This window comes from Pseudoalteromonas maricaloris (assembly GCF_024746855.1).
Lineage (GTDB): Bacteria > Pseudomonadota > Gammaproteobacteria > Enterobacterales > Alteromonadaceae > Pseudoalteromonas > Pseudoalteromonas maricaloris.
Genome location: NZ_CP024625.1, coordinates 2,465,497 through 2,479,182, shown reverse-complemented (window position 1 = coordinate 2,479,182; position 13,686 = coordinate 2,465,497). Strand labels below are relative to the sequence as shown.

Below are 13,686 nucleotides of genomic sequence, written 5' to 3'. Positions count from 1 at the left end.
TTTCTTTTTGATGGAAATGACTATGTTAGAGCAATTATGGCAAAGCATTACTGAACTCCCAGGCTACTTGTTCGATGCCAATAAAAGAGTGTATTTGCCATACTTGTTTAGTGCCATTTTGATGGCTGTTCCTGTTTATATCGCCACAGAAAAAGCGCGCTCTGGTAAAGGTTTTTTAAAGTTTCTGTTTCCCAAGCAAGTGTGGTGGTGCAAAAGCGCCAAGCTCGATTACTGTTTATTGGTCACAAATCGATTGATAAAGGCGGCGACGTTCACGCCTATCGTGTTGACTATGGTACCGGTGGCGCTAGGGTTATCCGGTGGGCTTGAAGCGCTTTTTGGTCCAGCTTTACATCTTGAAGCGCCAGAATGGCTGGTGATTGGACTATTTACGTTATTTTTATTTATAGTCGATGACTTCACTCGGTTCTTGCTGCACCTGATCCTACATAAAATCCCATTCTTTTGGGAGTTTCACAAGGTGCACCATTCTGCAAAAGTCCTGACTCCCTTTACCATTTATCGCTCACATCCCGTTGAAAGCTACCTGTACGCCTGTCGTATGGCATTAACTCAGGGGATAGTAGTCGGAATAGGGTATTACGTATTTGGCAGTAGTTTGAGCATGTACGATATTCTTGGTGCGAATGCGTTTGTCTTTTTATTTAATATCTTTGGGGCCAATTTAAGGCATTCACATATCTGGCTGAGTTGGGGTGATAAGTTAGAGAATTGGTTTATTAGTCCGGCACAACACCAAGTGCATCACAGTGACAATCCAATCCATTTTGATACCAATTTAGGTTCAGCGCTAGCCATTTGGGACCGTATGTATGGCTCGCTGATTAAGGCTTCGAGTGCGGGTAAAATTACCATTGGAGTCGGACAATATGATGCAGGGCATGATTCACTGACCGCGATTTATTTGAAGCCATTTGAGCAGGCTTGGAAAACGTTATTACCGAAAAAGAAAAATAACCCACCACTAAAATCTTCGCAGGGTGACTGATCTCGGTTACTCAGCTCCACTTCTTTGCAGGGAAAAATTGGTGTTGCTAATCACCGTAATAGCTTACGCTATTTATTACTTTATTAGGATGCTTGTGAAAGAGGTGAAAGCTTGTGCTTGGAAGAGGAAAATAGGCTGACGACGGGCATTGTCAGCCTATGTGGGAGAGTAGGCTCCCTAAATCTTTACTAGTGTAGTTGCGATGAAGGCTTGCTGCGGAAAAAGCCTAGCTCATTTAACTTCTCAATTAGTTTTGGATCGTCTAAACGGCTCGGAGTTTCTTCATCTCTTAAATAATGATCGTTTGGTACCGCATGCATATCGAGCATTTTATGAAACAGGATATTGCGAATTGCCAGCGCTGTCATGCCGCTGTCCTGAATTGCGTCTAGTCTTTCTTGGAGGTCTGAAAAAGGCGCAGCCTTGACGTCATCCACTACTGCAGAAAATTGACCATTAGATTTATTCTTAATCATAAAACCCCCAGAGGTAGTGCTTGTTCACAATCCAGTGACACGATGTTCAAAAGGCATTCGGTATCAATTTATGTTCATAAAATAGATACTTACGCCATGTCCGATGTGATCAGTTTACTCTGAAGTCGGGGCAAATTACCATCTTGGATGTAAAGCTTTGTAAATCGAATAATGAGAGGAATGAAACAATAAAAATAGACGTCTAGACGTAACACAATGATCTGAATATGAAAATAGTTCTCAGTACCAATTATGATACTGAGAACCAATATCTAATTTAAGTAAATAATTTCTCTTTTACGTGTTCTGCAAAACCACTACCTGCTTCAAGGTAGAAGTTATAGGTAGAATTCACACCCATTTCTTCTAATTCTTTCTGTTGATCAGGATAGTTCGCAATGGCAGTAACTTGGCCGTTGTAACCTGATGCTTTGAGCTGCTCTAGTGCGTAAATGTTCTGCATATGCTTTGGCATCGCGAGCATTACCATTTCTACTTCAGAATGATTTACACGTTGCCAAAAGTCAGGATCGGTTGCGTCAGCGGTCAATACTCTGCGGCCTCTGGATACATGTTTCTCAACTACCTCAGGCTTAATATCTACACCCGCAACGGTGTCTGGGAAGCTAGCTTGTATCGTTTCATAAGCACCTGTTCCAATTCTTCCCATGCCAAATATTACGATTTTGGTATCGGTCAGGTTCACGGGGAGCTCTTCTTCTAAGCGGTCTTGGCTCTCAAACTTTAATAACCAAGGCTCTAATTTAACGTAGATTTCGTTTGAACGTTTGTTTAGCGGAGACGCAATCACAAAAGTAATAGAAACAGCAATAGCCACGACCGCTAACCAGTCAGGGGCAACCGCACCAGAAGCAGATGCAACGGCGCACACGATAAGACCAAACTCGCTATAGTTAGTGAGTGTAAAAGCGCTCAATAGCGATGTACGAGCACGCAATTTGAACATATTGGTGAAGAGATAATAAAGAGAGACTTTAATCGGTAAAACAATTACCAGCAGAATCGCTATTAAAAGTGCGTCCAGTGTAATCGTGGCATTCAAACCAATATTCAAGAAAAAGCCAACAAGCAAGATGTCTTTTACATTCAGTAGTGATTTTGATAACTCACCGGCTTTTTTATGTGGAGCGAAAATCATACCCATGATCAGCGCGCCGAGATCACCTTTGAGACCCGCAAATTCAAAGGCATGATAACCTGCTACTAGCGCAAAAAAGAAGCCAAAAAGAGGAAGTAACTCACCATGCTTTGAACGGCTTAATACCCAAAACATAACTGGGCGTACAAGCGGTAGCACTACAAGCAGTGCCAGTGCCCAAATATTGGGTACTTTGCCCGTACTGACGGCGAGAAAGATAACCGCAAAGATATCTTGCATAACCAAAATACCGATTGAGATTTTACCGTGAAGACTTGCCATTTCACCGCGTTCTTCCAGCACTTTTACCGCAAAAACGGTACTGGAAAAGCTAAATGCAAAGCCAACCAATAAAGCGCTTTGCCAGTCTAGGTCGGTAAATAAAGGTAGGCTCATCGCCCCTAGCATCAACAACAGGCTAGCGAAAAACGCTGTACTGGTAATGATGTGCATACTCGCTGGCGCCCAAACTTGAGGCTTTATCAAGTTACCAACTCGTAACTTTAAGCCGATGCTGAAAAGCAGCAGCGTTACACCAAGATCTGCCAGTTGGGTAAGTAAGTCCGTGGTTTTATGGCCAAGTAGGTTTAAGACAAAGCCTGCCATCAAAAAACCAATCAAAGGAGGAAGCTTTAATTGATAAACAGAAAATCCGCATGCAAATGCGACAGCAAAATAGAGCAGTTCCATAACTTTAAATTTTTATCCAAGATATGAGCAGTGTACCAAAACCTCCTGATATATAAATTATAAATTTTCGCTGACAAGTTGGAAAAAATATGGTTATGATGCAGGTAAGGACATACCGGACAGGAGACGTAATGTTTAAGAAGATCCTAGCATCTGTCGGTATCGGTGCGGCAAAAGTAGATACTGTATTGGAAACAGAGCATTTGCACCCGGGACAGAAATTTCAAGCGCAAATTGTAGTAAAAGGCGGTGACGTTAGCCAAGAAGTAACAGGTTTAGAGCTTGCGCTAATGACAAGAGTTAAGGTTGAAGGGGAAGACGGAGAATACTTTAGTAATCATGTTATTGACCGTTGGCGTGTAGGTAATAATTTCACGATAGGCCCAGGCGAAGAAAAAGTTATTCCTTTTGAAGCTCGACTTCATTCAGAAACACCAATCACAGAAATCAATGCGGGCTTCAACCGTTGTCATGTTTGGATTGAAACTGGTTTAGACATTGATTTAGCAATCGATCCGTCAGACAAAGATGCTTTACACATTTATCCAAATGAAGCGGTGAAAGCATGTATGACAGCGATGGAGCGTTTAGGCTTCCATTTAGTGAAAGCGGATGTAGAAAAGGGCTATTTACGAGCGTCTGAGTTTCAGTCTGTTTCTGGTTGTTACCAAGAATTAGAATACCGACCAAACTCACGTGCATTATTTGGACTACAAGAAGTTGAGCTTTCGTTTGTACCTGAAGCGCATCGTACTCATGTACTGATAGAGTTAGACAGAGCGTTTCGAGGGGATGGTTACGTCGATCTAACGATTGAGCACGATCACGTAAATATCTCTCAATTGTGCGATCAGTTGGAGCGGCTGTTCTCATAATCACTTAATTTACTCTAAAACGCCCAGCTTTGTCTGGGCGTTTTTGTTCCAAGCATAAATGAGAGAATGTTCCAAGCATAAATGAGAGAAGAAAATGAATTGGCAAATTAGAAGTTATGATGCGCTCACTAAAGATGAGCTTTTTGAGATTTTAAAGCTAAGGGTTGATGTATTCGTTGTGGAACAAGCATGTCCCTATCCAGAAATTGATGATACCGATAGGGCGCCTGACACTCGACATCTATTTTTGGTAAAAGATGAACAAATTTTAGCCTATGCACGTTGTTATAGAAAATCCGTAACTACTGCATCCATTGGCCGTGTTATTGTTTCATCAACGCTGCGAGGACAGGGCGTTGCACATGACCTTATGCATCGTGCGATTGCTTGTTGTGAAACGGATATTACCCATGAGACTCTAGTTATTTCTGCGCAGTGTTATCTAGACAAGTTTTATACGGGGCTCGGCTTTGTGAAGCAAGGTGAAGAATATCTAGAAGATGGGATCCCGCATCAGGATATGCTATTTGTTAAAAAGTAAAAGAGGCTACGAGTAGCCTCTTTTTATGAGCGAAATTATAGTGAATTTAAAAATACCGCAGCAATAGCAATTGGACAAACAAAGCGGATGTACCAAGGCCATACTTTCCAGAAAAAACTACTGCCAACTTCCGGGCATCCTGATTCAATTTCTTTAAGCAGTTTTGCTCTGTGCCAAATCCAACCGACAAATACACAGCACAGCATGCCAAGTAATGGCTGACCAAACTTAGTTGTTAGGCTAACAGTAAAGCCGAACAGGGTTTCGATGTTTACCAAAATGGTGAAACTCACGGCTGTTACCAGGGTACCGATGATCCAGGTGGCCTGTACTCTGCCCAATGCAAAACGTTCAACGGCATAGGATACGGGCGCTTCTAGCATCGAAATAGACGAGGTGAGTGCGGCAATACTCATCAGAGCAAAGAAAGCGAAGCTTACCAAAAGGCCAATACTCCCCATGCTATCAAACAATGCTGGCAATACTTGAAACACTAAGGTGTCTTCATTTAGCAGTGAGCCGTCAGCTGCAAAAATCTCTACGCCTTGCGCTTGCGCGACATACATGGCGGGAATGATAAGTAAGCCGGCAACGAATGCGATAAAGACGTCGATTAAGGTAACCATGGCACCAAGTGAGACTAGATTCTCTTTTTTACTAATGTATGAGCCGTAAATGATCATCACGCTGGTACCAAGCGAAAGCGAGAAAAATGCTTGTCCTAGAGCATCAACGAGTAACTGCGGATTAAGCACAGAAGAAAAGTCAGGAACAAGATACACCTTAAGACCTTCAACGGCACCTTCTTGGGTTAATACATACGCAATTAACGAGAATAAAATACCGATAAGTGCAGGCATCAAACGCTTTGACCACTTTTCAATCCCGTTTTCTACGCCTTTACTAATTATAAGCACGGTGAGTGCAATAAAGGCGGCTGTAAAGACGATGTTGCGCGACATAGACGAATCAGCAAGCCAAGATTGCGTTTGAGTCATTGATGCAACTTCCGCGATGGGTTCAAGTGTTGCGCTAAACATCCAACCCGCCACGATGGCATAGAAACTTAAAATAAGACCCGCACAAATTATGCCGCCGAATCCGACAACAAAAGCAAGTTTACTTTGCCATGCTGTATTTGTTAGTTTGCGCAGTGAAGATACGGCATTTGCTTGGCCGTGACGACCAATGACGAGTTCTGCCATTAGTGCTGGATAAGCAAGACAAAAAGCCAAAACCAGATAAACTAAAACAAACGCAGCACCACCATTGGATGCCGTTTGTGTTGGAAATCCCCAAATGTTTCCCAAACCTACCGCCGACCCTGCGGCGGCCATAATAAAACCAAAGCGAGAGCTGAACTCTCCTCGGACATTGCTCATAATTATTATACTTCTCTAAAAATTTCTAACGGCGCTGACAATCTACTGTAATTAAAAAGAAATAAAAAGAGTAAATTATCTTGATTTAGCGCAAGTTTTAGCCTGATATTTAGCCGTAATTAAGTTGTTGCACTCAAAAAGCAAAGCTTAGCTTATAAGCTAATGTTTTCACGATTATTTCTATATGAGATAAGTCGACGTGTAGCGACTTATTTACAATAATTATTTTTCTTTACAGGGTAGCGAAAGCACAAATTTTGCGCCACCTAATCGTTCTGACTGGCTAACGGTGGCTGTACCATGATGCCAATCCATGACTTTTGCAACGATTGCAAGGCCTAAGCCGTAGCTTTTACCTGCACGGTTACGGTGAGTTTGCTCTTGAAAGAAAGGACTAAAGACTTTATCCCAATTTTGTCTCGCGATCCCAGGGCCATCGTCTTCAACGGTAATAATGAGCCAATGCTCGGTGCGGTGTGCACTTAATAACACACTGGCAGTGGCAAAATCACAGGCATTGCTGATCAAATTACTTATCGCTCTTGCAAGCCAATGTAAGTCACCATGGATCATTAAGTGTTCAGGAATTTCTACGCGGCCAGACAGCTGGTTCTTTTGCAGCTTTGGTTGCATTTGCTGCATCAGGTCTTGACCATAGCGAGATAGGGTTGTTACTTCGTGCTTGAGTAAATGAGACTTTTGTTCAAGCGTCGCAAAAGATAGATAGCTCGAGAGCATATCTTCCATTTGATCTAGATCTTTTTCCATGCGCGTTAAATAGTCGTGAATAGCATCGATGTCACTTTCATCTAAAGCTGCATCAAGGCCAAACCTTAAACACGCAACAGGTGTTCGAATGTCATGAGAAAGACTGGAGGCCATTAGCTTATTCTCAGCCATTAACTTCTCTATTTGGCTTGCCATTCGATTAAAGGTATTTTCTAAGTCACGGATGTAAGTGAAATGATTGGGGGCGATGCGCGCGCTTAGATTACCGCTGGCAAAGTGCTTTGCTGCAGTGTTGAGAACGATCAAGCGTTTAACTAACGGAGAGAGAATAAACCATAATATTGCGCAAATGCCACCGTAGAAAAATAACGTCAGCAATACGTCGTAATCTGCTTGTTCAACCTGAGGCTCCCATTCAAGTTCAACGTAATCAGGCGTCATTTCAGGGGTTGTTTTTAGCAGATATACATTCTCATTCTCTATCACTAACCCATCAGGTAGTAACATCTGTTGCTTTAATTCGAGCGGCATGGCTAAAGTATCGCCATCTTTATAACGAATGTTGATGTCGAATTGTTGGGCAATTAACGCCGTTGCATTTTCGCGCTTTTCCTGCTCTATATTTGCAACTTGCTTCGCAAGGCCGGTGATCAGCTTGCTTTGCCACTCAAAACTATCTTCTAAGGGAGCGGTTTGCTGATTGTAGGTGTCGATCACCCAACCCAGTGCAAAGATCGAAATCAATGCACCAGCGAGTAAGTAGATGTAGAGTTTCTTCACGATATTAGCTTGCGACCTTCATTACCAAGCTGATGGTACGAGTAGATATCCTTTACCCCACACCGTTTTAATTTTTTCTGGGTTTTGAGGATCATCATTAAACTTTTTACGCAAGGCAGAAATGAGTACATCAACGCTTCTGTCGAGGCCGTCATACTCTCTCCCTTTTGTCGCTTTAAATACCGCATCGCGAGAGACAACTTCACCAGCGTGACTGGCTAAAAATTGCAGTAGTAGATATTCAGCACTAGAAACGATGACTTCTTGGCCAGCAACACTGACTTTGCGAGCTTGAGTGTCGATACATAGCTGTCCAACTACGAGTTCGTGATTGGCTGCGTGATGATCTTGCGGTTTTTCCTGTGCAGCGCGCACATTTGCTTTGATCCGAGCGAGTAAGGCACGAGGACGAACAGGCTTGATAACGTAATCGCTAGCACCGACTTCCAAACCGATGACTTCATCCATTTCTTCATCTTTGGCAGTGAGCATAATAACAGGCTTGTTATAAAACTGACGTAAGTCGCGGCATACACTGATACCGTCCTTACCAGGGAGCATAAGATCAAGTAAAACAAGGTCGGGGTCTAGTGACTTAACACGTTCAATAACTTCATCACCGCGATAACAGCAATGTGTTTTATAGCCTTGGTTATCAAGATATTCGGCGACCCATTGCGCCAATGAAGTATCATCTTCAACCAATAAGATTGTGCCGTATTGCTCCATGTCTTTACTCCGAACTTTTTATTTTTCTGCGTCGAGTATAATCCTAAAAGCGTTATTGTCTGTAAATAAGTGTAGCGCCAGCCTGCAGTTGACCTCTATCAAACTGGCGAGTACTTATGTTACTTAACGTTTAGCTTTTCAATTAAACTCTCGGCCAAGTGTTTTTGCATATCCGCTGTTAACGCTGATACTTCCGTTTGGGTACATGCACCAGCGGTTTTTTCAAGCGGTGAAACCGTTTTAGTTACCTTGTAAGGAGGAATATCAACGGGCTTCTCGCCACGTTGACGGCGTGCCTCGTCGGTATTTTGTGCGACGATAAACGACAGTACATCGTGTTCGTTTTCTATTTTTTCCACTTCAGTAAAGGTGAATTGTAAAGGGATACCTTGGAAGCCCGCGCTATCTACCGATGACTTGGCAAACCAGACAACATCGGATGACGCTTGATGTGCTAAACGCATACTGACAGAAGCCACAATATTAGTACATTGAAATGCTGGCGAATTTTGAGCAAGTTCAGCAATATGTGGATGTGGATTTCTTGGCCTATCCAGTGCGTACGTTTTATTAGCTGCAAACTCCAAATCAAGTTGATGAATCGTTAGCGTGTAGTTTGCGTTTTTAGCTGCAACAACTTTCAGACCTTTTTTCTCAAGTAAAGCAACAATCTGCTTTCTCAGTGTATCAGTCAAGCTTACCTTATCGGCATTGATGTAGACTGTGTCACCTTGAGTAAGTGGATGAGCGGGCAATTGCACTGATTTAATTCGTGCGGAATTAAGTTCGGTACTATAGCTGATTTGATAAACAGACTTTTTTAGTAGTGGCTTCTTAGGTACATCTAACTTTGGCGCTAATGGCGCTGTGGTGACACATCCAAAAAGTAGACTTGTACATAGAGCTGCTAGCACTAAACGCATTAAAATACCTCAATTAAACAGTTATTTTCTTATATTTAGTGAGTTCCGCCAATTCATCATGTTAGTATGGCGGGCGAGTGTTAATGAAATGAGTCATTATGAAGTCGCTAATTCTCACATTAGTTTGTTTTTTTTGCATTAGTTATCCAAAAATAACGATTGCAAAAACCCCAAACCAGCAATGGTCACAATTTTTAAAGAGCTATTCTAAGCAAGTCGAGCGCAAACTAAAAGAAAAATCGGTGCCCGGTGCTGCTTTATCCGTCGTGCATGTCGAGCACGGCAGCTACGCAGAAGGTTTTGGCAAGACAAAAAGTCGACAAGGAAGTGTGGTCAACGAACAAACTCGCTTTCGCTTGGCATCGGTTTCAAAAACGTTTGCAGGAAGTCTAACGGCTAAATTGGCGAGCGAAGGGTATTTTAATATTGACGATAGAGTGGGTAGCTATTTGCCGCAAGTCGCCCAAGGTGATTATAGCCAACTTAAGCTCTATCATTTGTTAAGTCACTCGAGTGGCTTAGTGCCTAATGCCTACGATAATTTAATCGAGTCTCGCATGGACTACCCACAAATTGTTGAGCGCTTACTGCAAGTCAAAGCGTTATGTCAGCCCGGGGAGTGTTATGGTTATCAAAATGTCATGTTTAGCTTAATTGGAGATGTTATCGAGCAGGCGACGAACATTAGTTACAAAACTTGGATGGAAGAGTTTGTTTTCGCGCCACTTAATATGCATGACGCCGGTCTAGGCTACGAGCAAATGACAAAAAATGATAATTTTGCGTGGCCGCATGTCAGAGGGCGAAAGCGTTGGCATACCGCTAAATTAAAGCCGCATTATTATAAAGTACTCCCCGCAGCTGGTGTAAACGCTAGTGCTGCTGATATGGCGCAGTGGTTAAAAGCACAATTAGGTATGTATCCAAGTGTTTTATCACCAGATGCTCTGAGTAAGCAATCAGTGCCGTATACGTTGACGAAACGTGAGCTGCGCAGGCGCGTTTGGCGTGGCCACGTAGAAGAAGCTTACTATGGACTTGGATGGCGAATTTATCGCTATGATGGCAAACTGCTCTATTACCATAGCGGCTGGGTGCAAGGTTATCGTACCGATGTGGTGATTATTCCAGAGCTTGGAATTGGGTTTAGTCTACTGTTAAATGCAGAGAGTGGCATTATTAATCAGCTTACGAACGACTTTATTGTTGACGCATTGGCGCTTGAGAAGAAATTACTGCCTCAGGTGAGTGAGCAGGAAATTAAGAAAGTAAAAGCAGAAGAAGCGAGTTTATTACAAGAGATTGCGACGTCTTCAGGTGAAAACGTCGCAGACAACAAAGATTAGTTACGAGGTAACTGGATCTTTTTGTCTTCGCTTTGGCGGTACAACACAATGATATGGCCAATGGTTTGTACTTTATGTGCATTTGTTTCACGAACAATTGCTTCAAAAATCAGTTTCTTAGTTTCACGATCATTGGTTGGTACTTTTACCTTGATAAGTTCGTGAATGTTCAGGTTTTGCTCAATTTCAGCCATGACGCCTTCGGTTAGGCCGTTTGCGCCTAGAAGAACAACTGGGTTTAAAGAATGAGCTAGCCCTTTTAGGAACTGCTTTTGTTTATTTGATAAGGTCATATTGATACAATCTTATTTATTAAAAGGCTTGAATTATCGATATTCTAACGCCATCTAGACAATATTACTAATGAGTTGTAGTTAATATGGCAAATAAAAAACATTCCGCCAGTTCGAAACGTTGGTTAAAAGAACACGTAGAAGACCCGTATGTGCATGAAGCCCAAAAACGTGGCTATCGTTCACGAGCGGTTTTTAAGCTGGAAGAAGTCCAGCAAAAGGATAAATTGATCCGTAAAGGAATGACGGTAGTTGATTTAGGAGCTGCTCCGGGGAGCTGGTCGCAGTATCTCGCAGAGCAGGTAGATATTGACGGACAAGTTATTGCTTGTGATATCTTACCGATGGACTCATTAGCGGGTGTCGATTTCCTTCAGGGGGACTTCAGAGAAGAAGCGGTATTAAATGCGTTACTGGATAGAATAAACGGTAAGAATGTTGATGTGGTTTTTTCTGATATGGCACCAAATATGAGCGGAAATATGTCAACCGATCAATCTGGCAGTATGTATCTGGTCGAGCTAGCATTAGATATGTGCCATCAAGTGCTAAAACCAAACGGTGCATTTGCGGTTAAAGTTTTCCAAGGAGAAGGCTTTGATCAATTTGTACAAGAGGTACGTAATTGTTTTAAGGTCGTAAAGATCCGTAAACCAAAAGCGTCTCGTCCTCGTTCACGCGAAGTATATGTAGTGGCGACGGGCTACAAACTGTAGTACAGTTGGAAAGCATCAAGTTGAATTTGAATTTTTTTGGATACAAGAGGTTAACTCCTTGAGCGATATGGCTAAAAATCTAATACTCTGGTTAGTGATTGCAGTAGTGCTAATGACTGTGTTCCAGAGCTTTAACGGTGGCGAACAATATGATCGCCAAACGAGTTACACACAATTTGTAAAGGATGTGCGCAATGGCTCTGTAAGAGAAGTCAGTATTGATCGTCAAACCGGCGTGATTAGTGGCGTTCGTTCAAGTGGAGATCGTTTTCAAACAGTAATTCCATTAACTGATTTGGATTTGGTTAATGACTTACTTAAGAACGACGTAAATATCAAAGGTGTTGCACCGGAAGAGCAATCTTTCCTTGCGAATATCTTTATTTCTTGGTTCCCAATGCTACTGCTTATCGGGGTATGGATTTTCTTCATGCGCCAAATGCAAGGCGGTGGCGGCAAAGGCGCAATGTCGTTTGGTAAAAGTAAAGCTCGATTAATGAGCGAAGACCAAGTTAAGACAACATTTGCGGACGTTGCTGGTTGTGACGAAGCGAAAGAAGATGTTACTGAGCTAGTAGATTTCTTGCGTGACCCGTCAAAGTTCCAAAAGTTGGGCGGTAGCATCCCGAAAGGCGTGTTGATGGTTGGTCCTCCAGGTACGGGTAAAACCCTACTTGCTAAAGCAGTTGCTGGCGAAGCAAAAGTACCATTCTTTACCATTTCCGGTTCTGACTTCGTAGAAATGTTTGTTGGTGTTGGTGCATCTCGTGTTCGTGACATGTTTGAACAGGCAAAGAAAGCTGCGCCTTGTATCATCTTTATCGATGAAATCGACGCGGTAGGCCGTAAACGTGGCGCAGGTATGGGCGGTGGTCACGACGAGCGTGAGCAAACACTTAACCAAATGCTTGTAGAAATGGATGGCTTTGAGGGTAACGAAGGTATTATCGTTATTGCTGCTACTAACCGTCCTGATGTACTAGACCCAGCATTATTACGTCCTGGTCGTTTCGATCGCCAAGTCGTCGTTGGTCTTCCGGATATTCGTGGCCGTGAACAAATCTTAAACGTTCACATGCGTAAAGTGCCTTTAGACGATAATGTTGAAGCGTCTGTGATTGCACGTGGTACGCCGGGCTTTTCTGGTGCTGACTTAGCTAACCTTGTGAATGAAGCTGCACTGTTTGCCGCTCGTGGCAACAAGCGTAAGGTAAGTATGGCGGAATTTGACGCCGCGAAAGATAAAATCATGATGGGTGCTGAGCGTAAGTCCATGGTGATGAGCGAGCAAGAGAAGGAAATGACGGCTTATCACGAAGCCGGTCACGCGATTGTTGGTCGTTTAGTGCCTGAGCATGATCCAGTATATAAAGTGTCTATTATTCCACGTGGTCGCGCATTAGGTGTAACAATGTACTTACCGGAGCAAGACCGTGTAAGTCACTCTAAGCAACACCTAGAATCTATGCTTTCGAGTTTATACGGTGGTCGTATCGCTGAAGCGCTGATTTACGGCGATGACAAAGTAACGACAGGCGCGAGCAACGATATTGAGCGCGCAACCGATATTGCTAAGAAAATGGTTACTCAGTGGGGCTTAAGTCCGAAACTTGGTCCACAGATGTACTTAGAAGAGCAAGGCGAGATGTACATGGGTGGTGGTTCTCACCGCATGTCAGGTATGTCAGATGAAACCGCTAAGCTTATTGATGCTGAAATTAAAGATTTCATCGATCGCAACTACAAACGTGCGGAGCAAATTCTAAAAGATAATATGGATATTCTTCACACGATGAAAGATGCGTTGATGAAATACGAAACGATTGATGCATTGCAGATTGATGATCTAATGGAGCGTCGTGATGTTCGTCCACCAAGGGATGCGCATGACATTAAGCCAGAGAAAAAAGCAGAATCTGCGAAAGTAACAGAAATAAAACCTGAGCCTAAAGCTGAAAAGCCAGCAGAAGAGCAGTCAAACGACACATCATCAAACTCAGAGCTTGATGACAAATCGTAAGATTAGGTAGAATACGAC

13 protein-coding genes are annotated in these 13,686 nt (G+C 42.8%); 6 read left to right on the top strand and 7 right to left on the bottom strand.

Annotation, left to right across the window (positions count from 1 at the left end; all coding sequences use genetic code 11):
* The first annotated feature begins 22 nt into the window (after positions 1 to 22).
* On the top strand, positions 23 to 1,009 hold the full coding sequence (locus tag CTT31_RS10770; RefSeq protein WP_211857818.1) for a sterol desaturase family protein: 987 nt from the start codon (positions 23 to 25) through the stop codon (positions 1,007 to 1,009).
* 188 nt (positions 1,010 to 1,197) lie between these two features.
* Here CTT31_RS10770 and CTT31_RS10765 read toward each other — a convergent pair whose 3' ends face one another.
* Both CTT31_RS10765 and CTT31_RS10760 read right to left on the bottom strand, forming a co-directional pair.
* Positions 1,198 to 1,485 (bottom strand): hypothetical protein, encoded by a 288-nt coding sequence (locus CTT31_RS10765; protein ID WP_010373837.1) that lies wholly within the window; start codon positions 1,483 to 1,485, stop codon positions 1,198 to 1,200.
* A 277-nt stretch (positions 1,486 to 1,762) separates the two neighbouring features.
* Entirely contained in the window at positions 1,763 to 3,334 is a 1,572-nt protein-coding gene (locus CTT31_RS10760) for a cation:proton antiporter family protein (RefSeq protein WP_045963476.1), read from the bottom strand.
* 131 nt (positions 3,335 to 3,465) lie between these two features.
* Between CTT31_RS10760 and CTT31_RS10755 the strand changes: the two genes are divergently transcribed.
* Positions 3,466 to 4,209, top strand: coding sequence for a sporulation protein (locus CTT31_RS10755; protein WP_010605088.1), 744 nt, complete (start codon positions 3,466 to 3,468; stop codon positions 4,207 to 4,209).
* A gap of 94 nt (positions 4,210 to 4,303) precedes the next feature.
* Positions 4,304 to 4,750: a GNAT family N-acetyltransferase gene (locus CTT31_RS10750; protein ID WP_260491236.1), complete on the top strand. Its 447-nt coding sequence runs from the start codon at positions 4,304 to 4,306 to the stop codon at positions 4,748 to 4,750.
* 35 nt (positions 4,751 to 4,785) lie between these two features.
* Here CTT31_RS10750 and CTT31_RS10745 read toward each other — a convergent pair whose 3' ends face one another.
* The 4 genes from CTT31_RS10745 to CTT31_RS10730 all read right to left on the bottom strand — a co-directional run bounded on the left by CTT31_RS10745 (position 4,786) and on the right by CTT31_RS10730 (position 9,293).
* The gene (locus tag CTT31_RS10745) at positions 4,786 to 6,132 is read right to left on the bottom strand and encodes a sodium-dependent transporter (RefSeq protein WP_045987612.1); all 1,347 of its coding nucleotides are present in this window, start codon (positions 6,130 to 6,132) and stop codon (positions 4,786 to 4,788) included.
* Between the two features lie 222 nt (positions 6,133 to 6,354).
* Positions 6,355 to 7,641, bottom strand: a complete 1,287-nt coding sequence (locus tag CTT31_RS10740; protein ID WP_260491235.1) for a sensor histidine kinase — start codon at positions 7,639 to 7,641, stop codon at positions 6,355 to 6,357.
* Between the two features lie 21 nt (positions 7,642 to 7,662).
* Positions 7,663 to 8,370, bottom strand: coding sequence for a response regulator (locus CTT31_RS10735; RefSeq protein ID WP_039497374.1), 708 nt, complete (start codon positions 8,368 to 8,370; stop codon positions 7,663 to 7,665).
* Between the two features lie 119 nt (positions 8,371 to 8,489).
* The gene (locus CTT31_RS10730; protein WP_211857815.1) at positions 8,490 to 9,293 is read right to left on the bottom strand and encodes a hypothetical protein; all 804 of its coding nucleotides are present in this window, start codon (positions 9,291 to 9,293) and stop codon (positions 8,490 to 8,492) included.
* 98 nt (positions 9,294 to 9,391) lie between these two features.
* Between CTT31_RS10730 and CTT31_RS10725 the strand changes: the two genes are divergently transcribed.
* Complete coding sequence (locus CTT31_RS10725; protein ID WP_211857814.1) at positions 9,392 to 10,639, top strand: serine hydrolase domain-containing protein; 1,248 nt, start codon at positions 9,392 to 9,394, stop codon at positions 10,637 to 10,639.
* Here CTT31_RS10725 and yhbY read toward each other — a convergent pair.
* Entirely contained in the window at positions 10,636 to 10,932 is a 297-nt protein-coding gene (yhbY, locus tag CTT31_RS10720) for a ribosome assembly RNA-binding protein YhbY (RefSeq protein ID WP_010373854.1), read from the bottom strand. The two genes, CTT31_RS10725 and yhbY, sit on opposite strands and share 4 nt — an antisense overlap.
* A gap of 86 nt (positions 10,933 to 11,018) precedes the next feature.
* Here yhbY and rlmE point away from each other — a divergent pair, with 86 nt between their 5' ends.
* Together rlmE and ftsH are read left to right on the top strand one after the other, a co-directional pair.
* The gene (gene rlmE, locus CTT31_RS10715; RefSeq protein ID WP_017215956.1) at positions 11,019 to 11,648 is read left to right on the top strand and encodes a 23S rRNA (uridine(2552)-2'-O)-methyltransferase RlmE; all 630 of its coding nucleotides are present in this window, start codon (positions 11,019 to 11,021) and stop codon (positions 11,646 to 11,648) included.
* A 67-nt stretch (positions 11,649 to 11,715) separates the two neighbouring features.
* Positions 11,716 to 13,668 (top strand): ATP-dependent zinc metalloprotease FtsH, encoded by a 1,953-nt coding sequence (ftsH, locus tag CTT31_RS10710; protein WP_010373856.1) that lies wholly within the window; start codon positions 11,716 to 11,718, stop codon positions 13,666 to 13,668.
* The last annotated feature ends 18 nt before the right edge of the window (positions 13,669 to 13,686 follow it).